The following is a 20,596-nucleotide window of genomic DNA, read 5'->3' on the forward strand; positions in this document are numbered from 1 at the left end:
AGAGACTTGGTATTCATTTTTCGTCTTGCGACGTTAAGAATCCATGTCACTTTGAGTGCCCACACAGATTGTCTGATAAATTGTTAAAGAGCAGTGCAACGCGGCTTTCGCTCACCGTTGCGAGGTGGCGTATATTACGCTTTCCTCTTTCAGAGTCAACCCGTTATTTCAGGATTTTTTCTCTTCAACCGACCGGGTTGTCTGTGAAGTGATTCACATCCGCCGTGTCGATGGAGGCGCATTATAGGGAGTTCTCAGCAGGCCGCAACCGCTAAATGACAGAAAAATGACTGACTGCTGCATTCCACAGCAAAACGCCGCCTTATACCCTTTTATGCACAAAGTTATCCACAATCATGAGCGGATCGCGATGCGATCCCACGAATTGAGCGAGAAGATCAACTATACTAGCGGCAAATATTCTCCTCTATGCAGGCCCACCCTCATGACCACACAACGCCTCGCCCGCGACTGGCGTCTCCCTACTGCAGGAGTGATGCTGCTGGCACTCCTCTTTGCCGTTTTTACCCTGCATGCGCACTGGAACGCCTTTATCCAGTGGTGTCTCGCCACGCAAATTACGCTGCACCGCTATCTGGTGATGTATCTGCTGCAGCTTAATAACCACCAGTACAGCGGCGGATTATGGCTGTTAACGGGGGCTTTCCTTTATGGTGTCCTTCACGCCATCGGACCCGGACACGGAAAATTCATCGTGACGACCTATCTGACCACCAATAAGGAAAGCGAGCTGGCCGCCCGGGTCGTCCCCTTTCTGGGTAGCCTGATGCAGGGCGTCAGCGCCATTCTGTTTGTCTTTATTCTGGCGGTAGGGTTTAACCTCGCCTCCGGGGATATTAGTACCAGCCGCTGGTACGTGGAGAAGATAAGCGCAGTGCTTATTGGCGCATTCGGTGCTTTTGTCATTTATCAGGCGCTGAAGAGCCTGCGTCCACGCAGGATGTCTATCTCCGCCATCAAGCCGCTTCATCAGCACGATGAACACTGTGGCTGCGGCCATCACGGCGTAGGTACAGACCTGACGCAGGGCGACTGGAAAACCCGTCTGGGCGTGATTCTGGCGATTGGCGCACGCCCGTGCAGCGGGGCGATCATGATTCTGATGTTTTCGAACGCGCTGGGCATTGTCACCTGGGGAGTAGCCGCGGTCATGACCATGTCTTTGGGAACCGCGCTTTCTATCGTGGGGCTTTCACTGGCAGTACGCTACGCCCGCGAGCGCACGGTGAGCTGGTTCGGAGAAAGCGCCTCATTGAAATGGCTCGTACCGGCAGTCAAAATAGCCGGAGGGGTAGTCCTGATCCTGTTCGCGACGGTGCTGTTTCTGACGGTGATCCCCGTCAGCGCCAATGGTGACTACATCGCTGCCGGATGCTAATAAAAGAAAACCCGCCGTTGGCGGGTTTGTTTATTACTCGTTGATGCGTGGATGCTGGTCCACCAGTCGGGAGCGTTTTTTCTGCAGCTCTTAAATCTCTGCGTCAATATCCTCAATCTTCTGCTCTACGTTATCGTAGTGCTCGCGCAGGATCTCTTTCGCTTCCTGGATGTCAGACGCCGCAGGCGTTGCGCCTTTCAGAGGGCGATTAGCCGTCTCCTTCATGGTAAGGCCGGTAATCAAACCAATCACCGCAATCACCATCAGGTAATAAGCCGGCATCATCAGGTTCTGCGTGCTCTCGACCAGCGAGGCGGCAAGCGTCGGGGTCAGACCGGCAATCAGCACCGAGATATTAAAGGCAGCGGCCAGCGCGCTGTAGCGAATATGCGTCGGGAACATCGCGGGCAACGTTGAGGCCATCACCCCGATAAAGCAGTTAAGGATCACCGCCAGCATCAGCAGACCGGCAAAAATCAGCCCCAGCACATCGCTATTAATCAGTATGAATGCCGGAATGGCCAGAGCAAACAGCGCAACGCTTCCCAAGATAATGAACGGTCGACGACCAAAACGGTCACTCAACAGGCCCATAATCGGCTGCACAAACAGCATACCCACCATGATGGCGATAATAATCAGCACACCGTGATCTTCCGAGTAGTGCAGGTTATGCGACAGATAGCTCGGCATGTAGGTCAACAGCATGTAGTAGGTCACGTTGGTCGAAATCACCAGACCAATACAGGTCAGCAGGCTGCGCCAGTGCTTAGTGGCAATCTCTTTGAACGACACCTTCGGACCATCCTGCAGCCCTTCGCGGTCACCCTGTTCCAGTTTTTCGACGTGCTGCTGGAAAGCAGGCGTCTCCTCAAGCGCATGACGCAGGTAAAGACCAATTATCCCCAGCGGCAGTGCCAGGAAGAACGGGACACGCCAGCCCCAGTCGAGGAAGTTATCTTCACCCACCACGGTTGAAATCAGCACGACTACGCCTGCGCCCATGACAAACCCGGCAATCGAGCCGAAGTCCAGCCAGCTCCCCATAAATCCGCGCTTACGGTCCGGGGAATACTCGGCAACGAAGATCGAGGCACCGGTATATTCACCGCCGACGGAGAAGCCCTGCGCCATCTTACAAATCAGCAGGAGAATGGGTGCCCAAATGCCGATGGTGGCGTAAGAAGGTATAAGACCGATACAGAATGTACTGATCGACATAATGACGATGGTGATGGCCAGGATCTTCTGACGACCATATTTATCGCCGAGCATACCGAAGAACAGACCGCCCAGCGGGCGAATCAGGAAGGGAACGGAGAACGTACCCAGTGCGGCAATCATCTGCAGGCTGGGATCGGCCCCGGGGAAAAACACTTTACCTAACGCATAGGCCACAAAGCCGTAGACACCAAAATCGAACCATTCCATCGCATTACCGAGCGAGGCTGCGGTAATGGCTTTACGCAGCTTTGCGTCATCAATAATGGTGACGTCGCGAAGCGTGATGGGTTTAATCTTTTTCCTTCTCAGCATAGCTATCCTCGTTGACTCGGCCCTGTCTGTTTCACAGTCCAGTTAGCGTTCTGTGAACCATGGGATCCGCTCCATGCGAATCGCCTTATTCAAGCGTAGCAGGTTTACTTACATTGACGTTTTACGTCGATACAACCGAACCTGTTGACGCCTGCCTGGGCAGTTAATGACCTTTTTACCCTACCAGCGTTTATATTTGTGATCAACTTCACACATATTTTCGCGTCTCGTCAACTCAGTCCAATTTTTGTCAAGGAGTGCCAATAAGCACATCCTTACCCCGCCTAAAGAACATCCTCCCGCGCGTCATTATTTCTTTCTTAACGGAAAAACAAACCACGTTAATTCACATCAGGTTTACATAAATTTTCATCAACAGGAACCGGCCTCAAATTTTACATTGAATATGTGATAAAGATAACTAAAACGATGTTTTATTTTCATTGAATCAATATTCCAATGATCGCATCATAAATCCGAATTCAGCGTTTTATGTGTTTCTGAATGAGGTTAATCGGGAGCACACATTTAATTATGTTGCAGGATTATCGAAAAAAGACCGCAAGCAATACGAGCAATCAATTGAATTTATTGACTAATTTCTAACACCTATCACCCGTCCTGCGGGATCCGATGTGAGGTTTGTCTATGAAGATTAAAGCCACGATAGAACGTATACCCGGCGGCATGATGCTGGTTCCGCTGGTGCTGGGCGCCATCCTGAATACTCTTGCTCCCGATACCGGAGCCTATTTCGGTGGTTTCACAAAAGGCATGATAACAGGCACGGTTCCCATTCTTGCCGTCTGGTTTTTTTGTATCGGCGCATCCATTAATTTGCGGGCAACGGGGACAGTATTACGGAAATCCGGAACGCTGGTGATCACCAAAATAGCGGTAGCCTGGGTGGTGGCAATGATATGCGCGATGTTCATTCCGGAGAATGGAATTCAGACCGGGTTCTTTGCGGGTTTATCGGTCCTGGCGATTGTCTCGGCAATGGATATGACCAACGGCGGATTGTACGCAAGCCTGATGAACCAGTACGGAACGAAAGAAGAGTCCGGCGCATTTGTGTTGATGTCTCTGGAGTCCGGCCCATTGATGACGATGCTGATCCTGGGGTCTGCTGGCCTGGCCTCGTTTGAACCCCACCACTTTGTCGGCGCGATCCTGCCCTTCCTGGTCGGTTTCGCCCTTGGCAATCTCGACCACGATCTGCGTGATTTCTTCAGCAAAGCCACGCCGGTGCTGATCCCATTCTTCGGTTTCGCACTGGGGAACACCATCAACCTGAAGGTCATTCTCGACACCGGCCTGCTGGGCATTGTGCTGGGTGTCGCCGTGATCGTCATCACCGGTATTCCGCTGATTATTGCCGACCGCGTAATCGGAGGAGGAAACGGCACGGCCGGCGTCGCCGCCTCTTCAGCCGCGGGGGCTGCTGTAGCAAACCCGGTGATTATCGCCCAAATTAACCCGGCCTTCGAACCGGTCGCCGCTTCAGCGACGGCACTGGTTGCCGCGAGCGTAATTGTCACCGCGATTCTGGTCCCCATCATCACGGCGCTGTATGCGAAACGCTACGGGAATATGCAAGAGACCCTGCCTGAACCGAAGCCGATAGAAATGAATCATTAACACACCGCACCATTCCCTCTCCCAACGGGGAGAGGGTGAGCGATAAGGGGTTTACCCAAAAATCTCTTCCACCATCGCGTCCACCAGCCGTTTTGCCGAACAGAGCCTTGGCATACCCAGCGCGACGGTCTGCCAGTTTTGCGTGACTGACCAGCTCACCGGATGTTGATCCGCCTGACACCAGTCCCCCAGCCAGCCCAGCATGTCTTTATGATCGATTAAACCCGGAGAGGCCGGCGTTGTCAGCCACTGGTGATAGAAATGGCGGGTCGTGGGGGACGCATTGATGCCCTGTGCCAGATAGTTAGCCGCCATGCTGCGCAGGTTATCCTTAAGCATTGCCGCCACATCTTCATTCGCGAGGCGGCATGCGTCACCAAATGCCCCCCAGCGCAGCTCTTCCAGGACGATAAAACAGCGCCCGGCCAGCGACCAGCCATCATAATGCCCGGCCCGCCAGCGGGTAAAAATCTGCTCGCTGTGCTCGCCCGCCTGCACCGTCAGCCCGCGCTGGGTTAGTGCCTTCTCTTTATAGGCGGCGCGTTGGGTAAAATGAGAAGCGAGTTCAGCGTACTGCTGCATCAGCCCCGGGGACTGCTGGGCGCGCGGGTGAGTCTGCTGGCGCAAAGCAATCAGTTTCTCTGCCATCAGCGTCAGCGCGAGGTGACCCGGGTCAAGCATACCGGCCAGTTTTTCCGCCAGCCCCAGGCGCAGCGCTGCATTTTCATTGAGCATACCCGCCATCGCCCAGGGGCGTAGCCGGGTATGCGTCATGATTTCCTGAGTCAAACGCTCACGAAACTGAAGCTGTTGTGGTCCCAGGTGAGGATGACGCGCTGCGTCCACACCCTGAACCAGATCGACCATAAATTTTGGATTAATACACTCCAGCGTTCGCCCGGGGCCGTCCAGTAGTGGTGTTGTCATGGTTGCTCTGCCGCGAATAGAGTTTGAATATCATCGCGTAACAGTCGGGTATCTTCCTGTATCCACGTCGCAGTCGTAATACTTTGCTTCAACAGCTGGCAGAGCGCTCGGGTTGAATGCTCATTCTGTTGACGCACTGCGAGGCTATCACGCAAGCTTTCCTGTAACCCGGTCAGGCACAGCGAAAATTCTGCAAAGAACGTCGCCATTCCTGCCGTAACAGAGACATCGACCTGCGCGGACAAAGCTTTACGTATTTGTTCACAAAACAGCTCAATATGTTGCTTAAATTTGTCATGTAGCTGCGCAATATCGATAACATATCGCGTGCGCGTTTCCACATACTCATCCCAGCCCCAGCCCGGGTTATTGAGCCAGCGAGAGACCGTTTCTCGCATACTGCTCCCGCCTGATGACGGGCCTGCCTGGCTGTCATCCTGCGCTATTGCATCATTAAAAAGCGCCCGCGTGTTGAAGTTAAGCTGGTGAGCCTGAAACGCCGGGAAACTGATTCGCGCCCGAAAACCCGCATGGCTCAGATGCTCTTTAATACGCGTTTCGATGGGGCGCATGGCTTCGTTCAGGGAACGCGCCAGCGTAGATTCAAGCTGGTCGAAGCGTAACGCCAGCTCCCGGCAGATTTTCGTCTGTGCATCCAGCATCACCCGTTCGCAGGAGGAGCGGATTTTACTCAGCGCGATCTGCGCCTTCCCTTCATCGTCCAGAACCAGCTGCTTCAGCTCGTGCGGCTCGTCACCGTGAGGGTTCTGCCGATCGATGCCAGCCAAATCAAGAATATGCTGAGCGCTGAACACCTCGCCAATCGCCTGGTTAAGCGCGGTTTTTTGGGCGCCCATAAAGTCCGCGGTAGCGTTCAGCGCCTCCTCAACTTCATGTTTCACCTCATCGCTCACCACGCTCTGGCGCGTCTGGAGAAGCGCCATATCCTCTTCCAGACGTGCGATATTCAGTTCCAGCGCCTCAAAGGCAACCGTCAGCCCCTGATAGCGGAAGTCGAGGTACTCCCGGGCATTTTGTGCGTAGTTGAGCAGCTTATGCGAGGCCGAACGCAGCGCGTAAAGCGAGGCATTGGCATAGGCGGCGTAAATCAGCTTGCGTATCGGTTGTTCGAAAAGCGAATCTTCCCAGAGCAAATCGGCAGAATGACGAATATGATCGATATCGTCCAGGTCCGCCGTACGCCAGCGCCGCCCAAGCGCCGCTTCGGCAAAATCCTGCACCCAGGGTTGCTCCTGATGATCCGGTAGCTGTCCGTGGGTACTCATCTCGTAGCGAGCGCGGTTTGCCAGATAGGCCCACATGGACGAAACGGGGTAGATCTGGCCAGGCGAAATATTGCCTTTCATTAAGGTGCCGGAGATCATCGCCCGGATCTGCTCTTCATCATCGCTATTGCGATCTTTCTGATCGAATTTATTGACCAGGGCATACAGCGGCACGGATTTTCCCGCCGCGGAAATGGCCTGGCGGACTTCTTCATCAGAGATGGATTTAAGCTGGGTATAATCCATCACGGCCAGCACCGCCGACGCGCGGGACAACTGTTCGCTGAGCATTTTTTGCAGATGCGGCTGTCCGGCCTCATTCGGCCCGGGCGTATCGAGCAGCGTCAGCTGTCCGAGGTGAGCATCCAGACCCGCAAGATGCACGAACTCCACTTCAATCACCGGAATATGTTCGATGGCGGCATATTCAGAGAAGGGAAACTCCACGCCTAGCGCCTGGGAAAGTCTCACCAGATCGTTGAGGCTTTTCAGACAATGAAATATCGGCTGCGCGCCCAGGTGATGCTTCTCAAAAGCTTCTCCTTTTTCAATGCGCTCCAGCAGCGTATTCATGTCTTTATCAATTTCCAGACGCTGGGCCAGCTTCCCGCGATCGTAATCGCATAGCTTTTTCTGAAGCAGTTGAATCAATTCATCAATCGGCGAGGCATGTGAGAAATGCAGCACCGGATCCTTCTGACCCGGCGTATGGCGAATCAGGGTAGGTAGCGCCGTCATCGGACGATTGCGGTTCGGCAACACTTCGGTACCCACAATCGCATTAATGGTGGTCGATTTCCCCGCTTTCATGGTGCCAACAATAGCGAGGACCATTTCCAGCCGGGTTATTTTCCGTAATTCATTATTCAGCATCGCCTGCTGCGCTTCGACACCGCGCGCACTAAAATGCAAAGGTAAAACGTTGTTCTTTTCACCCGTAATGGCAGCCGCTGTGCTCTCCAGCATCGCAGTCGGCATTGATTTCAACGTATCAAGATTTTGCAGGGCGAGCTGTAACAAACGCTCAGCTTCCTGGCTTAATTCAAAAATGGTCTGTGTGTGCATGATAAAAGCCTTTCCTTAACGCAAATTTATTACTTTTATTAAGCCACTGGTATTAATTATGTTGTTCAGGCTTATATGATCACGTGTGGAAACATGTTCGCCGAAATATAACTGATTGATGATAATCAGAAATAATTCGCTATCCTTGCATGGCGTGTATAGCTCCCCTCCTGGCCTGACGGCCAAAGGAAAAAAGCGTAGCCCAATTTTAAGAAACTTCAGGATATATCATCATTATTTACCCACCTAAAAAGAGAGGTAATACGCCCCTGCCAAAAGATATGGATGGCAGCGAAGTCAGGAGATAAATAACAATGTGTCGCTTCACCTTATCCGAAATGGCGGAGCGTAGCAATTTGCCACAATAAAATATTCGATATATTTAGCACCCATTCTTTTCCACCGTGTTAATGACGTAAGCATCGCTTAACTGACTGACAGGAAGTGTCACTCCCGATACGCTTTTTGCATTTTTTTAATTCACAATATCACCGACAACCGTGTGGATTTGCGCTATACTTGCCGCCTTTTTCGGCACGCTGCCGTCATTTAGCTGGCACTTTCCAGCGCGTTTACACTTTTTTGAGGATACCGATATGTCACTCCCACATTGCCCAAAATGCAATTCTGAATACACCTATGAAGATAATGGCATGTTCATCTGCCCGGAATGCGCTCACGAATGGAATGATGCCGAACCATCACACGATGCTGATGCACTTGTCGTCAAAGATGCGAACGGCAATCTGCTGGCGGACGGCGACAGCGTAACCGTGATTAAAGACCTGAAAGTGAAAGGCAGTTCTTCCATGCTGAAGATCGGCACCAAAGTGAAGAATATCCGTCTGGTTGAAGGCGATCATAATATCGACTGCAAAATTGACGGCTTCGGTCCGATGAAGCTGAAATCAGAGTTCGTGAAAAAGAACTGATTTACCCGCCCGGTGGCGCTTCGCTTACCGGGCTTTCGGGAACTACACTTAACGAGCTTTTCTTACGTGAGGTAAAGATTATGCCGTTAAGTCCCTACATCTCGTTCGCCGGCAACTGTGCAGAAGCCACTTCTTTCTACCAGCAAGCCGTCGGCGCAGAGCTTCTCTATAAAATCACCTTCGGCGAAATGCCAAAAAGCGATAACAGCGATGAAGGCTGTCCGTCCGGTATGCAATTTCCGGATTCGGCTATCGCTCACTCCAACGTTCGCATTGCGGGCAGCGATATCATGATGAGCGACGGGATGCCGCCGGGCAGCAACGCGCAGTACGCGGGTTTCACGCTGGTACTCGATACCCAGGACGTTAATGAAGGCAAGCGCTGGTTTGACAACCTCGCCGCGGGCGGGAATATCGAAATGGCCTGGCAGGAAACCTTCTGGGCGCACGGTTTCGGTAAAGTCACCGATAAATACGGCGTGCCGTGGATGATTAACGTCGTTAAGCAGCAGCACTAATCTTCTGGCGGAGGGCCGTCTGCCTCCGCCTGTCATCAAACTCCGCTCAACTCTTCAAACTCCCGCAACCCAGACTTAACCCAAATGTCACATTGATGCGCCAGCATGAGGCCACATTTATCGTGAGGCCCAGCACATGCAAACCGTCATCCGCGTCGAGAAACTGAGCAAGACCTTCAATCACAATAAGGCTCTGCATGCCGTTGATCTGACCGTCCAGCAGGGCGAAATGGTGGCGCTGCTGGGGCCATCCGGTTCCGGTAAATCCACCCTTCTGCGTCATTTAAGCGGTCTTATCACCTGCGATAAAACGCCGGAAAGCCACGTCGAGCTGCTGGGCAATACCGTGCAGCGCGCGGGGCGTCTCGCCAGCGATATCCGCAAGAGCCGCGCCCAGACGGGCTACATCTTCCAGCAGTTCAACCTGGTGAACCGTCTGACGGTGCTGGAGAACGTGCTGATTGGCGCGCTCGGCAGTACCCCGTTCTGGCGCACCTGTCTGCGCTGGTTCTCCCCTTCGCAGAAGCAGGAAGCCTTACAGGCGCTGACCCGCGTCGGCATGGCGCATTTTGCCCATCAGCGCGTCTCCACCCTGTCCGGTGGACAACAGCAGCGCGTGGCGATTGCCCGCGCCCTGATGCAAAAAGCGCAAATCATTCTCGCTGACGAACCCATTGCCTCGCTGGACCCGGAGTCCGCCCGCATCGTGATGGAAACCCTGCGCGACATTAACCAGAACGACGGCATCACCGTGGTGGTCACGCTGCATCAGGTGGATTACGCCCTGCGCTACTGCGAACGCATTGTCGCCCTGCGTCAGGGACACGTTTTCTTTGATGGCGCGAGCCATCAGTTTGATAACGAACGTTTTGACCATCTCTACCGCAGCATTAACCGCGTCGAAGAGAACGCGCAGGCTGCTTAATTAAACCCGATCCGAGGAAAGTACATGAGCTACAAAGCCGTTGCCGCGCTGGCCTTTACCAGCATGTTCAGCCTCAGCACCCTGTTAAGCCCGGCGTATGCGGAAGAGCAGGAAAAAGCGCTGAACTTCGGCATTATTTCGACGGAATCACAGCAGAACCTGAAGCCTCAGTGGGAACCGTTCCTGAAAGATATGGAAACCAAGCTGGGAATCAAAGTGAACGCCTTCTTCGCCCCGGACTACGCGGGCATCATCCAGGGGATGCGCTTTAATAAAGTGGACATCGCCTGGTACGGCAACCTCTCCGCCATGGAAGCGGTGGACCGCGCGAACGGCCAGGTGTTTGCCCAGACCGTCGCGGCAGATGGCTCCCCGGGCTACTGGAGCGTGCTGATCGTGAACAAAGACAGCCCGATCAACAACCTCAACGACATGCTCGCCAAACGCAAAGAGCTGACCTTCGGCAACGGCGACCCGAACTCGACCTCCGGCTACCTTGTCCCTGGCTACTACGTCTTCGCCAAAAACAACGCCTCCGCCAGCGACTTCAAACGCACGGTGAACGCCAGCCACGAAACCAACGCCCTGGCCGTGGCCAACAAGCAGGTGGACGTTGCTACCAACAACACCGAGAACCTCGACAAGCTCAAGACCTCCGCGCCGGACAAGCTGAAAGAGATCAAGGTTATCTGGAAATCGCCGCTGATCCCGGGCGACCCGATCGTCTGGCGTAAAAATCTCTCCGAGAGCACCAAGGACAAGGTGTACGACTTCTTTATGACCTATGGCAAAACGCCGGAAGAGAAAGCGGTCCTGGCGCGTCTGGGCTGGGCACCGTTCCGCCCGTCAAGCGACCTGCAGCTGGTCCCGATTCGCCAGCTGGCGCTGTTTAAAGAGATGCAGGGCGTGAAGGACAACAAAGGGCTGAAGGACGAGGAGAAGACCAGCAAAGTGGCCACCATTCAGGCCCAGCTGGAAGACCTCGACCGCCTGACCGCCGCGCTCGGTGCGATGACGAGCGTGAATAAAGCGGTGCAGTAGTGCCTTTCTCCCTCTCCCCGTGGGAGAGGGGCGGGGTGAGGGCATCAGCGCGCACATTTCCCCTCACCCTAACCCTCTCCCTCAAGGGAGAGGGGACTAAACCCAAAGGAGCCAACATGCAAACCATCACCCTCCCACCGCCAAAGCGCAGCTGGTTCTCGCTCATAAGCTGGGCCATTCTGCTGGCGGTGCTGGTTATCTCCTGGAAGGGCGCGGAAATGGATCCGCTGCTGCTCTTCAAAGACGCGGGCAACATGGCGACCTTCGCCGCCGACTTCTTCCCGCCGGACTTCAGCCAGTGGCAGGACTATCTCAGCGAAATGGCGGTCACCCTGCAAATCGCCGTCTGGGGCACCGCCCTTGCCGTCGTTCTCTCCATTCCGTTTGGCCTGATGAGCGCCGAAAACATCGTGCCGTGGTGGATATACCAGCCGATGCGTCGCCTGATGGACGCCTGCCGCGCCATCAATGAAATGGTCTTTGCGATGCTGTTCGTGGTCGCCGTTGGCCTGGGTCCGTTCGCCGGCGTGATGGCACTGTTCATCCACACCACCGGCGTGCTCTCCAAGCTGCTTTCTGAAGCGGTCGAAGCCATTGAGCCCGGGCCTGTGGAAGGCATCCGCGCAACGGGCGCCAACAAAATAGAAGAGATCCTTTACGGCGTCCTGCCACAGGTGATGCCGCTGCTGATCTCCTACTCCCTCTACCGCTTTGAGTCCAACGTCCGCTCCGCGACGGTGGTCGGCATGGTGGGCGCAGGCGGGATTGGCGTCACCCTGTGGGAAGCGATTCGCGGTTTCCAGTTCCAGCAAACCTGCGCCCTGATGGTGCTCATCATCGTCACCGTCAGCCTGCTGGATTTCCTCTCTCAACGTTTGCGTAAGCACTTCATCTGAGAAGCGAGGCTTTGTTTTCTATGCACTTATCCAGACATCCGACCAGTTACCCTACCCGCTGGCAAGAGATTGCGGCAAAGCTCGAAGTGGAGCTGCGCACGCACTACCGCTGCGGGGACTACCTGCCCGCCGAGCAGCAGCTTGCCGACCGCTATGAGGTGAACCGCCACACCCTGCGTCGCGCCATTGACCAGCTGGTCGAGCGCGGCTGGGTCCAGCGCCGTCAGGGCGTGGGCGTGCTGGTGCTGATGCGCCCGTTCGACTACCCGCTGAACGCCCAGGCGCGCTTTAGCCAGAACCTGCTGGATCAGGGCAGCCATCCGACTAGCGAAAAGCTGCTCTCGGTGCTGCGTCCGGCCTCCAGCCACGTGGCGGACGCGCTGGGCATTCAGGAGGGCGACGACGTCATTCACCTGCGTACCCTGCGTCGCGTTAACGGCGTGGCGGTATGCCAGATAGACCACTACTTTGCGGACCTCGCCCTCTGGCCCGTGCTCCAGCATTTCTCCAGCGGCTCGCTGCATGATTTTCTTCAGGATGCGACAGGCATTGCGCTCAAGCGCACCCAGACGCGCATCAGCGCCCGTCGCGCGCAGGCGAAAGAGAGCAAGGTGCTCGAAATTCCCAATATGGCCCCGCTGCTCTGCGTGCGCACCCTCAACCACCGTGACGGCGAGATCAACGCGACGGAATACTCCGTCAGCCTGACCCGCGCCGACATGATCGAATTCACCATGGAGCACTGAATGCACTTCGACACCGCCACCCGACAGCGCTGGATGCGCGTGCTGGCCCACAGCCAGCCAGCTGCGCTGGCTGCCCGCATGAACGCGCTCAGCCTGACGCCAGACTACGACACCCTTCGCGCCCCGGAGATCGGCCTCGTCCAGATCCAGGCGCGCATGGGCGGCACCGGCGAGCGCTTTTTCGCCGGAGACGCCACCCTCACCCGCGCTGCGATCCGCCTGAACAGCGGCATGCTGGGCTACAGCTACGTGCTGGGGCGCGACAAAGCGCACGCCGAGCGCTGCGCGGTAATCGACGCGCTTTTACAGGAACAACCCTATTTCCAGACGTTAATGGAAACCCTTATTGCCCCGCTGGAAGCCGACCGCGCCGCGCGCATTGCCGCACGTCAGGCCGAAGTGAATACCAGCCGGGTCGACTTCTTTACGCTCGTTCGCGGAGACAACGCATGACGCTTCAACCTGCTTTTACCCTGGCCGTCCAGGATGCCCAACACAGTTTTCGTCGCCTGCTGAAGGCGATGAGCGAGCCGGGCGTGATCGTCTCGCTGCACCAGCTCTCCCAGGGCTGGCTGCCGCTGAACCTGGCGACCACCAGCGTGCTGCTGACGCTTGCCGATAACGACACTCCGGTGTGGCTCTCGGGCGCGCTGTCGAACGATATCGCCAGCCAGAACCTGCGTTTTCACACCAGCGCCCCGCTGGTCGATCAGCCCCAGCAGGCGGTTTTTGCCGTGGCCGACGAGCAAATCAGCCATGAACAATTAAATGCCCTGAGCGAAGGCAGCGCCGTCGCCCCGGAGACCAGCGCCACGCTGATCCTGCAGGTCTCCAGCCTGAGCGGCGGCCGCATGCTGCGCCTCACGGGGGCAGGCATCGCCGACGAGCGCATGGTCGCGCCGCAGCTGCCGGAGTGCATCATTCACGAGCTGACCGAACGCCCGCACCCGTTCCCGCTGGGCATTGACCTGATCCTGACCTGCGGCGAGCGCCTGCTGGCAATTCCGCGGACCACCCACGTGGAGGTGTGCTGATGTACGTTGCCGTCAAAGGGGGCGAGAAGGCCATCGCCGCCGCCCATGCGCTACAGGCGCACAGACGACGGGGCGATGAACGGCTTCCCGAGCTGAGCGTCGCCCAGATTGAACAGCAGCTAAACCTCGCCGTCGACCGCGTGATGACCGAGGGCGGCATCGCCGACCGCGAGCTGGCGGCGCTGGCCCTGAAGCAGGCCAGCGGCGATAACGTGGAAGCCATCTTCCTGCTGCGCGCCTACCGCACCACGCTTGCCAAACTGGCGGTCAGCGAGCCGGTGAACACGGCGGAGATGCGCCTGGAGCGCCGCATTTCTGCCGTTTATAAAGACATCCCCGGCGGCCAGCTGCTTGGCCCGACCTACGACTACACCCATCGCCTGCTGGATTTTACCCTGCTGGCGAACGGCGAAGCGCCACAGCTGAGCACCTCCGACGCCGAACAAGAACCGTCTCCGCACGTCTTCAGCATGCTGGCAAAACAGGGCCTGGCGAAGGCGGAGGAAGACTCAGGCGCGCAGCCGGATGACATCACCCGCACGCCGCCGGTTTACCCGTGCTCGCGCTCGTCCCGCCTGCAGCAGCTGATGCGCGGCGACGAAGGCTACCTGCTGGCGCTGGCCTACTCCACCCAGCGCGGCTACGGGCGCAACCACCCGTTTGCAGCCGAAATTCGCAGCGGCTACATCGACGTCCAGATCGTACCGGAAGAGCTGGGATTTGCCGTAAACGTCGGCGAACTGCTGATGACCGAGTGTGAAATGGTGAACGGTTTCGTCGCCCCGGAAGACGAAGACCCGCACTTTACCCGCGGCTACGGGCTGGTATTCGGCCTCGGCGAGCGCAAGGCCATGGCAATGGCGCTGGTCGACCGCGCCCTGCAGGCGCCGGACTACGGCGAGCACGTTGCAGGCCCGGCGCAGGACGAAGAGTTCGTGCTGGCCCACGCGGATAACGTTGAGGCCGCCGGTTTTGTCTCGCACCTCAAGCTGCCGCACTACGTCGATTTCCAGGCCGAACTGGAACTGCTGAAACGCCTGCAACGGGAGCGCGCCAATGGCTAACTTAAGCGGCTACAACTTTGCCTATCTGGATGAGCAAACCAAACGCATGATCCGCCGCGCGATACTTAAAGCGGTGGCCATTCCGGGCTATCAGGTGCCGTTCGGCGGCCGCGAAATGCCGATGCCCTACGGCTGGGGCACGGGCGGTATTCAGATCACCGCCAGCGTGATCGGCGAGTCGGACGTGCTGAAGGTCATCGATCAGGGCGCCGACGACACCACCAACGCCGTGTCGATCCGCAGCTTCTTCCAGCGCGTCACCGGCGTTAATACCACCGAAAAAACCGAAGACGCGACGCTGATCCAGACCCGTCACCGCATCCCGGAAACCCCGCTGGCTGAAGATCAGATTTTGATTTTCCAGGTGCCGATCCCGGAGCCGCTGCGCTTTATCGAGCCGCGCGAAACGGAAACCCGCACCATGCACGCGCTGGAAGAGTACGGCGTCATGCAGGTCAAACTCTATGAAGACATCGCCCGCTTCGGCCATATCGCCACCACCTACGCCTACCCGGTGAAGGTGAACGGGCGCTACGTGATGGACCCGTCGCCGATCCCGAAATTCGATAACCCGAAGATGGACATGATGCCCGCCCTGCAGCTGTTCGGCGCCGGGCGCGAAAAGCGCATCTACGCCGTCCCGCCTTACACCCGCGTGGAAAGCCTGGATTTCGACGATCACCCGTTTACGGTGCAGGAGTGGGACGAGCCGTGCGCCATCTGCGGATCCAAACACAGCTATCTGGACGAAGTGGTGCTGGACGACACGGGCAAACGGATGTTTGTCTGCTCCGACACCGATTACTGCCGCCAACAGAGCGAGGCGAACGGCCAATGAAACCGCTGCTTTCGGTTAATAACCTGACTCACCTTTATGCGCCGGGCAAAGGCTTTAGCGACGTGTCGTTCGAGCTGTGGCCGGGCGAGGTTCTGGGGATCGTCGGCGAGTCCGGCTCCGGCAAAACCACCCTGCTGAAGTCCATCTCCGCGCGCCTGACGCCGCAGAACGGCGACATTCTGTATGAGGGCCAATCCCTTTACGGCATGAGCGAGGCCGGGCGCCGTCGCCTGCTGCGCACCGAGTGGGGCGTGGTGCATCAGCACCCGATGGACGGCCTGCGCCGTCAGGTCTCCGCCGGGGGCAACATCGGCGAACGCCTGATGGCCACCGGCGCGCGCCACTACGGCAACATCCGCGCCACCGCCCAGCACTGGCTGGAAGAGGTGGAAATCCCCGCCTCGCGCATCGACGACCTGCCGACAACCTTCTCCGGCGGGATGCAGCAGCGCCTGCAGATTGCCCGCAACCTGGTCACCCACCCGAAGCTGGTGTTTATGGATGAACCCACCGGCGGGCTGGACGTCTCCGTGCAGGCGCGCCTGCTCGACCTGCTGCGCGGCCTGGTGGTGGAGCTGAACCTTGCGGTGGTGATTGTCACCCACGATCTGGGCGTTGCGCGCCTGCTGGCGGACCGCCTGCTGGTAATGAAGCAGGGCCAGGTGGTGGAAAGTGGGTTAACCGACCGGGTGCTCGACGATCCGCACCATCCGTACACCCAGCTGCTGGTGTCCTCGGTATTACAGAATTAAGAGGCCAACATGATCCACGTACAAAACGTAAGTAAGACCTTTGTGCTCCACCAGCAAAACGGCGTGCGCCTGCCGGTGCTGCAAAATGCCTCGCTAGAGGTCAGCAGCGGCGAATGCGTGGTGCTGCACGGCCATTCCGGCAGCGGAAAATCCACCCTGCTGCGCTCCCTGTACGCCAACTACCTGCCGGACGAAGGCCACATTCACATTCGCCACAACGATGAATGGGTCGATCTGGTGCAGGCCCCCGCGCGTAAGGTGCTGGAAGTGCGCCGCACGACGATCGGCTGGGTCAGCCAGTTTCTGCGGGTGATCCCGCGGATCTCCGCCCTGGACGTGGTGATGCAGCCGCTGCTGGATCTCGGCGTGCCGCGTGAAACCTGCGCCGCCAAAGCCGCCAGCCTGCTGACGCGCCTCAACGTGCCGGAGCGCCTGTGGCATCTCGCCCCGTCGACCTTTTCCGGCGGCGAGCAGCAGCGCGTCAATATTGCCCGCGGCTTTATTGTCGACTACCCGATTTTACTTCTGGATGAACCCACCGCCTCGCTCGACGATAAAAACAGCGCCGCCGTGGTGGAGCTGATCGAGCAGGCCAAAGCGCGCGGCGCGGCGATCGTCGGGATCTTCCACGACGAAACCGTACGCAGCCGCGTGGCGGACAGATTGCACCCGATGGGGACAAACGCATGATTATCAATAACGTCAGGCTGGTGCTGGAAAATGAAGTCGTTGATGGCTCGGTTGAAGTCCATGAAGGCGTTATTCGCGCCTTTGCCGAAACCCAGAGCCGTGCCCCTGAAGCGATGGACGGCGAAGGCGGCTGGCTGCTGCCGGGGCTGATTGAGCTGCATACCGATAATCTGGACAAATTCTTCACCCCGCGCCCGAAGGTGGACTGGCCCGCCCATTCGGCGATGAGCAGCCACGACGCGCTGATGGTCGCCAGCGGCATTACCACCGTGCTTGACGCGGTGGCGATTGGCGACGTGCGCGACGGCGGCGACCGCCTGGAGAATCTCGAGAAAATGATCAACGCCGTGGAGGAGACGCAAAAACGCGGCCTCAACCGCGCCGAGCACCGTCTGCACCTGCGCTGCGAGCTGCCGCACCACACCACCCTGCCGCTGTTTGAAAAGCTGGTCGGGCGCGAGCCGGTCTCGCTGGTCTCCCTGATGGACCACTCGCCGGGGCAGCGCCAGTTCGCCAACATTGAAAAGTATCGCGAATATTATCAGGGCAAATATTCTCTCAGCGACACAGAGATGGCGCGCTACGAGGAAGAGCAGCTGGCGCTTGCGGCGCAGTGGTCGCAGCCAAACCGTCTCAGGATTGCCGCGATGTGCCGGGACCGTAATATTGCGCTGGCCAGCCATGACGACGCCACGCACGATCACGTGCGCGAATCCCACCAGCTTGGCAGCGTGATCGCCGAATTTCCCACCACGTTTGAAGCGGCTGAAGCCTCACGCAGGCACGGCATGAACGTGCTGATGGGCGCACCGAACATCGTGCGCGGCGGCTCGCACTCCGGTAACGTCGCGGCAAGCAGGCTTGCCTCGCTCGGCCTGCTGGATATTCTCTCGTCCGACTACTACCCCGCCAGCCTGCTGGATGCGGCGTTTCGGGTTGCCGACGATGAGAGCAACAGCTTTACGCTGCAGCAGGCGATTCGTCTGGTGACGAAAAACCCGGCCACCGCGCTTAACCTTCAGGATCGCGGGGAAATCGCCGAGGGTAAACGCGCGGACCTGGTACTCGCCCACCGCAAGGGCGAGCACGTTCATATCGACCACGTCTGGCGTCAGGGAAAAAGGGTGTTCTGATGGGAAGGCTCATCTGGCTGATGGGGCCGTCAGGCTCCGGTAAGGATAGCCTGCTGTCGGCGCTGCGGCAGCAGGAACACGCGCGGCTTTTGGTAGCGCACAGGTACATAACCCGCGCGGCCAACGCCGGAAGTGAAAACCATATCGCCCTGAGCGAGCAGGAGTTTTTTACCCGCGCCGGGCAAAACCTGCTGGCGCTGAGCTGGCACGCCAACGGCTTTTATTACGGTGTCGGCATTGAGATCGACCTCTGGCTGCACGCGGGTTTTGACGTGCTGGTTAACGGCTCGCGCGCGCATCTGCCACAAGCGCGCGCCCGCTATGAGGCGGCCCTGCTGCCGGTCTGCCTGCAGGTTTCGCCGGACGTCCTGCGCAGCCGGTTGCAGAGTCGGGGGCGTGAATCAGCACGTGAGATCGATCAGCGGCTTGAGCGTGCGGCCCGCTATGCCCCGTCCGACTGCCACATCCTCAATAACGACGGAAGTTTGCTACAGTCAGTCGATACCTTTTTATCGCTTATCCGTCAGAAGGAGAAACAGCATGCCTGACTGCCAGCTTCGCCCCGCTACCGCCGACGATGCGCAGATTGTCTATGCCCTGATCTGCGAACTGAAGCAGGCAGAGTTCGACCATCAGGCGTTCCACGCCGGGTTTCTTGCCAATCTGCAGGATCGCAACATGCGCTACCAGCTTGCGGAGAGAGAGGGACAGGTCATCGGCATGATCGGTCTGCACATGCAGTTTCACCTCCATCACGCGCGCTGGATCGGCGAGATCCAGGAGCTGGTGGTGATGCCGCAGGCGCGCGGGTTAAAGGTGGGCAGCCAGCTGCTGGCCTGGGCGGAAGAGGTGGCACGACAGGCCGGCGCGGAGCTGACAGAACTTTCCACCAGCGTGAAGCGCACAGACGCGCACCGTTTTTACGTTCGTGAAGGATACACGCAGAGCCATTTCCGATTCACCAAACCGCTGTAGAGGTGCGTTATGAGTCTGACCATCACGTTGACGGGAACCGGTGGCGCCCAGCTGGTGCCGGTCTTTGGCTGCGACTGCGCGGCCTGCCGCCGGGCGCGCCTGCAGGACAACTATCGCCGTCGCCCCTGCAGCGCGGTGGTCAAATTCAACGATGCGGTGACGCTGCTGGACGCGGGCATTCCGCACCTGATGGACGACTGGCCGGCGGGCAGCTTCCAGCAGTTTTTGCTCACCCATTACCATATGGATCACGTTCAGGGTCTCTTCCCCCTGCGCTGGGGCGTTGGGGCGACGATTCCGGTTTACGGTCCGCCGGACGAAGCGGGCTGCGACGACCTGTTTAAACACCCGGGGATTCTGGATTTTAGCCACACGGTCGAACCGTTTGTGATGTTTGAACTTCAGGGAATGCGGGTTACGCCGCTGCCGCTCAACCATTCAAAACTGACCTTCGGGTATTTGCTGGAATCGGCCCACAGCCGCGTGGCCTGGCTCTCCGACACCGCCGGACTGCCGGAGAAAACGGTGAAGTTCCTGCTCAACAACCAGCCGCAGGCAATAATTATCGACTGCAGCCATGAGCCACGCGAGGAAACGCCGCGAAACCATTGCGACTTAAATACCGTGATTGCGTTAAACGAGATAATTGGCTGCCCGCAGGTGATCCTGACGCATATCAGCCATCAGTTTGACGTTTGGATGATGGATAATCCGCTGCCGCAGGGCATAGAAGCGGGCTATGACGGGATGGTGCTGGTGCTGGATTAGGTTTTCTCCCTCTCCCGTGGGAGAGGGTTGGGGTGAGGGCAACAGGCCGCACTTAACCTCGATCGTAATCGTCCTCTAACCTGCGCTCATCTTCTTCTAACCGACGGCGATCGTCATCCAACTGACGCTGACGCTCGTCGAGACGGCGACGTCTGTCTTCAAGCTGCCGACGGCGATCGTCGTACTGGCGACTGTCGATTTGACGGCTGCGGTCATAACGATCGTCGTCGTCATTGCTGCGGCTGCTGCTGGGGTTATAGGCATCGTTGATCGCCTGCTGAATGTTGCCAATAGCATCATCAACAATATCGGCATGAGCCAGCTGGCTGCTGAGTGACAGCAGACCAAATAACAGAGCAGTTGAGTAACGTTTCATAAGGCCAGACTCGCAGGTGAACTGGCTTTACGATAATGAACGGCGGAGCACTGA

The 20,596-nt window shown here is 57.6% G+C and carries 21 protein-coding genes and 1 pseudogene; 18 read left to right on the plus strand and 4 right to left on the minus strand.

What is annotated here, in order from left to right:
- Positions 1–445 precede the first annotated feature (445 nt).
- The gene (locus tag DFO52_RS18210; RefSeq protein ID WP_133550911.1) at positions 446–1,399 is read left to right on the plus strand and encodes a nickel/cobalt transporter; all 954 of its coding nucleotides are present in this window, start codon (positions 446–448) and stop codon (positions 1,397–1,399) included.
- A gap of 33 nt (positions 1,400–1,432) precedes the next feature.
- On the opposite strand, the pseudogene proP reads toward DFO52_RS18210, so the two are convergent.
- Positions 1,433–2,935, minus strand: a pseudogene (gene proP, locus DFO52_RS18220) (glycine betaine/L-proline transporter ProP).
- 648 nt (positions 2,936–3,583) lie between these two features.
- Here proP and kdgT point away from each other — a divergent pair.
- A complete protein-coding gene (gene kdgT, locus DFO52_RS18225) occupies positions 3,584–4,576 on the plus strand; it encodes a 2-keto-3-deoxygluconate transporter (protein WP_133550913.1) in 993 nt (330 codons plus the stop codon).
- 51 nt (positions 4,577–4,627) lie between these two features.
- On the opposite strand, the gene DFO52_RS18230 is transcribed toward kdgT, so the two are convergent.
- Entirely contained in the window at positions 4,628–5,503 is an 876-nt protein-coding gene (locus tag DFO52_RS18230; RefSeq protein ID WP_054829827.1) for a diguanylate cyclase regulator RdcB family protein, read from the minus strand.
- The gene (gene crfC / locus DFO52_RS18235) at positions 5,500–7,854 is read right to left on the minus strand and encodes a clamp-binding protein CrfC (protein WP_133550914.1); all 2,355 of its coding nucleotides are present in this window, start codon (positions 7,852–7,854) and stop codon (positions 5,500–5,502) included. The genes DFO52_RS18230 and crfC overlap by 4 nt, the downstream gene beginning before the upstream one ends.
- Positions 7,855–8,450: 596 nt before the next feature.
- On the opposite strand from crfC, the gene DFO52_RS18240 reads away from it, so the two are divergent.
- The 16 genes from DFO52_RS18240 (at position 8,451) to phnP (ending at position 20,166) form a co-directional block, all read left to right on the plus strand.
- The gene (locus DFO52_RS18240) at positions 8,451–8,786 is read left to right on the plus strand and encodes a zinc ribbon domain-containing protein YjdM (protein ID WP_023310096.1); all 336 of its coding nucleotides are present in this window, start codon (positions 8,451–8,453) and stop codon (positions 8,784–8,786) included.
- Between the two features lie 80 nt (positions 8,787–8,866).
- The gene (yjdN, locus tag DFO52_RS18245) at positions 8,867–9,304 is read left to right on the plus strand and encodes a VOC family metalloprotein YjdN (RefSeq protein WP_029740238.1); all 438 of its coding nucleotides are present in this window, start codon (positions 8,867–8,869) and stop codon (positions 9,302–9,304) included.
- Positions 9,305–9,440: 136 nt separating this feature from the next.
- Positions 9,441–10,229: a phosphonate ABC transporter ATP-binding protein gene (gene phnC / locus DFO52_RS18250; protein ID WP_023334215.1), complete on the plus strand. Its 789-nt coding sequence runs from the start codon at positions 9,441–9,443 to the stop codon at positions 10,227–10,229.
- Positions 10,230–10,253: 24 nt separating this feature from the next.
- A complete protein-coding gene (gene phnD, locus DFO52_RS18255) occupies positions 10,254–11,270 on the plus strand; it encodes a phosphonate ABC transporter substrate-binding protein (protein ID WP_063144949.1) in 1,017 nt (338 codons plus the stop codon).
- Between the two features lie 116 nt (positions 11,271–11,386).
- Positions 11,387–12,166, plus strand: a complete 780-nt coding sequence (phnE, locus tag DFO52_RS18260; protein ID WP_023310092.1) for a phosphonate ABC transporter, permease protein PhnE — start codon at positions 11,387–11,389, stop codon at positions 12,164–12,166.
- A 20-nt stretch (positions 12,167–12,186) separates the two neighbouring features.
- A complete protein-coding gene (gene phnF, locus DFO52_RS18265; protein ID WP_023310091.1) occupies positions 12,187–12,912 on the plus strand; it encodes a phosphonate metabolism transcriptional regulator PhnF in 726 nt (241 codons plus the stop codon).
- Positions 12,913–13,365 (plus strand): phosphonate C-P lyase system protein PhnG, encoded by a 453-nt coding sequence (phnG, locus tag DFO52_RS18270; RefSeq protein ID WP_133550915.1) that lies wholly within the window; start codon positions 12,913–12,915, stop codon positions 13,363–13,365.
- Positions 13,362–13,946 carry a phosphonate C-P lyase system protein PhnH gene (gene phnH, locus DFO52_RS18275; protein WP_032662532.1) on the plus strand — a complete coding sequence of 195 codons (585 nt, stop codon included), beginning with the start codon at positions 13,362–13,364 and terminating at the stop codon, positions 13,944–13,946. The genes phnG and phnH overlap by 4 nt, the downstream gene beginning before the upstream one ends.
- On the plus strand, positions 13,946–15,010 hold the full coding sequence (locus tag DFO52_RS18280; RefSeq protein WP_133550916.1) for a carbon-phosphorus lyase complex subunit PhnI: 1,065 nt from the start codon (positions 13,946–13,948) through the stop codon (positions 15,008–15,010). The genes phnH and DFO52_RS18280 overlap by 1 nt, the downstream gene beginning before the upstream one ends.
- Complete coding sequence (gene phnJ / locus DFO52_RS18285; protein ID WP_133550917.1) at positions 15,003–15,848, plus strand: alpha-D-ribose 1-methylphosphonate 5-phosphate C-P-lyase PhnJ; 846 nt, start codon at positions 15,003–15,005, stop codon at positions 15,846–15,848. The genes DFO52_RS18280 and phnJ overlap by 8 nt, the downstream gene beginning before the upstream one ends.
- A complete protein-coding gene (phnK, locus tag DFO52_RS18290; protein WP_029740230.1) occupies positions 15,845–16,600 on the plus strand; it encodes a phosphonate C-P lyase system protein PhnK in 756 nt (251 codons plus the stop codon). The genes phnJ and phnK overlap by 4 nt, the downstream gene beginning before the upstream one ends.
- A gap of 9 nt (positions 16,601–16,609) precedes the next feature.
- Positions 16,610–17,290, plus strand: a complete 681-nt coding sequence (gene phnL / locus DFO52_RS18295; protein ID WP_133550918.1) for a phosphonate C-P lyase system protein PhnL — start codon at positions 16,610–16,612, stop codon at positions 17,288–17,290.
- Entirely contained in the window at positions 17,287–18,423 is a 1,137-nt protein-coding gene (gene phnM, locus DFO52_RS18300; protein ID WP_133550919.1) for an alpha-D-ribose 1-methylphosphonate 5-triphosphate diphosphatase, read from the plus strand. Before phnL ends, phnM begins: the two co-directional genes overlap by 4 nt.
- Positions 18,420–18,971, plus strand: a complete 552-nt coding sequence (gene phnN / locus DFO52_RS18305) for a ribose 1,5-bisphosphokinase (protein WP_133550920.1) — start codon at positions 18,420–18,422, stop codon at positions 18,969–18,971. Before phnM ends, phnN begins: the two co-directional genes overlap by 4 nt.
- Positions 18,964–19,398: an aminoalkylphosphonate N-acetyltransferase gene (phnO, locus tag DFO52_RS18310; protein ID WP_023310082.1), complete on the plus strand. Its 435-nt coding sequence runs from the start codon at positions 18,964–18,966 to the stop codon at positions 19,396–19,398. Before phnN ends, phnO begins: the two co-directional genes overlap by 8 nt.
- Before the next feature lie 9 nt (positions 19,399–19,407).
- A complete protein-coding gene (gene phnP, locus DFO52_RS18315) occupies positions 19,408–20,166 on the plus strand; it encodes a phosphonate metabolism protein PhnP (RefSeq protein ID WP_133550921.1) in 759 nt (252 codons plus the stop codon).
- A 52-nt stretch (positions 20,167–20,218) separates the two neighbouring features.
- On the opposite strand, the gene yjdP is transcribed toward phnP, so the two are convergent.
- Positions 20,219–20,542: a DDRRRQL repeat protein YjdP gene (gene yjdP, locus DFO52_RS18320; RefSeq protein ID WP_133550922.1), complete on the minus strand. Its 324-nt coding sequence runs from the start codon at positions 20,540–20,542 to the stop codon at positions 20,219–20,221.
- Between the last annotated feature and the right edge of the window lie 54 nt (positions 20,543–20,596).

This window comes from Enterobacter sp. AG326, from assembly GCF_004362415.1.
Taxonomy (GTDB): Bacteria; Pseudomonadota; Gammaproteobacteria; order Enterobacterales; family Enterobacteriaceae; genus Enterobacter; species Enterobacter asburiae.

Bases quoted from the DNA above. Each gene is read 5' to 3' on its own strand.
- phnD (WP_063144949.1), top strand. From the start codon at position 10,254: ATGAGCTACAAAGCCGTTGCCGCGCTGGCCTTTACCAGCATGTTCAGC.
- yjdP (WP_133550922.1), bottom strand. From the start codon at position 20,542: ATGAAACGTTACTCAACTGCTCTGTTATTTGGTCTGCTGTCACTCAGC.
- DFO52_RS18210 (WP_133550911.1), top strand. From the start codon at position 446: ATGACCACACAACGCCTCGCCCGCGACTGGCGTCTCCCTACTGCAGGA.
- phnK (WP_029740230.1), top strand. From the start codon at position 15,845: ATGAAACCGCTGCTTTCGGTTAATAACCTGACTCACCTTTATGCGCCG.
- DFO52_RS18240 (WP_023310096.1), top strand. From the start codon at position 8,451: ATGTCACTCCCACATTGCCCAAAATGCAATTCTGAATACACCTATGAA.
- phnO (WP_023310082.1), top strand. From the start codon at position 18,964: ATGCCTGACTGCCAGCTTCGCCCCGCTACCGCCGACGATGCGCAGATT.
- yjdN (WP_029740238.1), top strand. From the start codon at position 8,867: ATGCCGTTAAGTCCCTACATCTCGTTCGCCGGCAACTGTGCAGAAGCC.
- phnL (WP_133550918.1), top strand. From the start codon at position 16,610: ATGATCCACGTACAAAACGTAAGTAAGACCTTTGTGCTCCACCAGCAA.
- phnG (WP_133550915.1), top strand. From the start codon at position 12,913: ATGCACTTCGACACCGCCACCCGACAGCGCTGGATGCGCGTGCTGGCC.
- DFO52_RS18230 (WP_054829827.1), bottom strand. From the start codon at position 5,503: ATGACAACACCACTACTGGACGGCCCCGGGCGAACGCTGGAGTGTATT.
- phnP (WP_133550921.1), top strand. From the start codon at position 19,408: ATGAGTCTGACCATCACGTTGACGGGAACCGGTGGCGCCCAGCTGGTG.
- phnM (WP_133550919.1), top strand. From the start codon at position 17,287: ATGATTATCAATAACGTCAGGCTGGTGCTGGAAAATGAAGTCGTTGAT.
- crfC (WP_133550914.1), bottom strand. From the start codon at position 7,854: ATGCACACACAGACCATTTTTGAATTAAGCCAGGAAGCTGAGCGTTTG.
- phnE (WP_023310092.1), top strand. From the start codon at position 11,387: ATGCAAACCATCACCCTCCCACCGCCAAAGCGCAGCTGGTTCTCGCTC.
- phnF (WP_023310091.1), top strand. From the start codon at position 12,187: ATGCACTTATCCAGACATCCGACCAGTTACCCTACCCGCTGGCAAGAG.
- phnJ (WP_133550917.1), top strand. From the start codon at position 15,003: ATGGCTAACTTAAGCGGCTACAACTTTGCCTATCTGGATGAGCAAACC.
- phnC (WP_023334215.1), top strand. From the start codon at position 9,441: ATGCAAACCGTCATCCGCGTCGAGAAACTGAGCAAGACCTTCAATCAC.
- kdgT (WP_133550913.1), top strand. From the start codon at position 3,584: ATGAAGATTAAAGCCACGATAGAACGTATACCCGGCGGCATGATGCTG.
- phnH (WP_032662532.1), top strand. From the start codon at position 13,362: ATGACGCTTCAACCTGCTTTTACCCTGGCCGTCCAGGATGCCCAACAC.
- DFO52_RS18280 (WP_133550916.1), top strand. From the start codon at position 13,946: ATGTACGTTGCCGTCAAAGGGGGCGAGAAGGCCATCGCCGCCGCCCAT.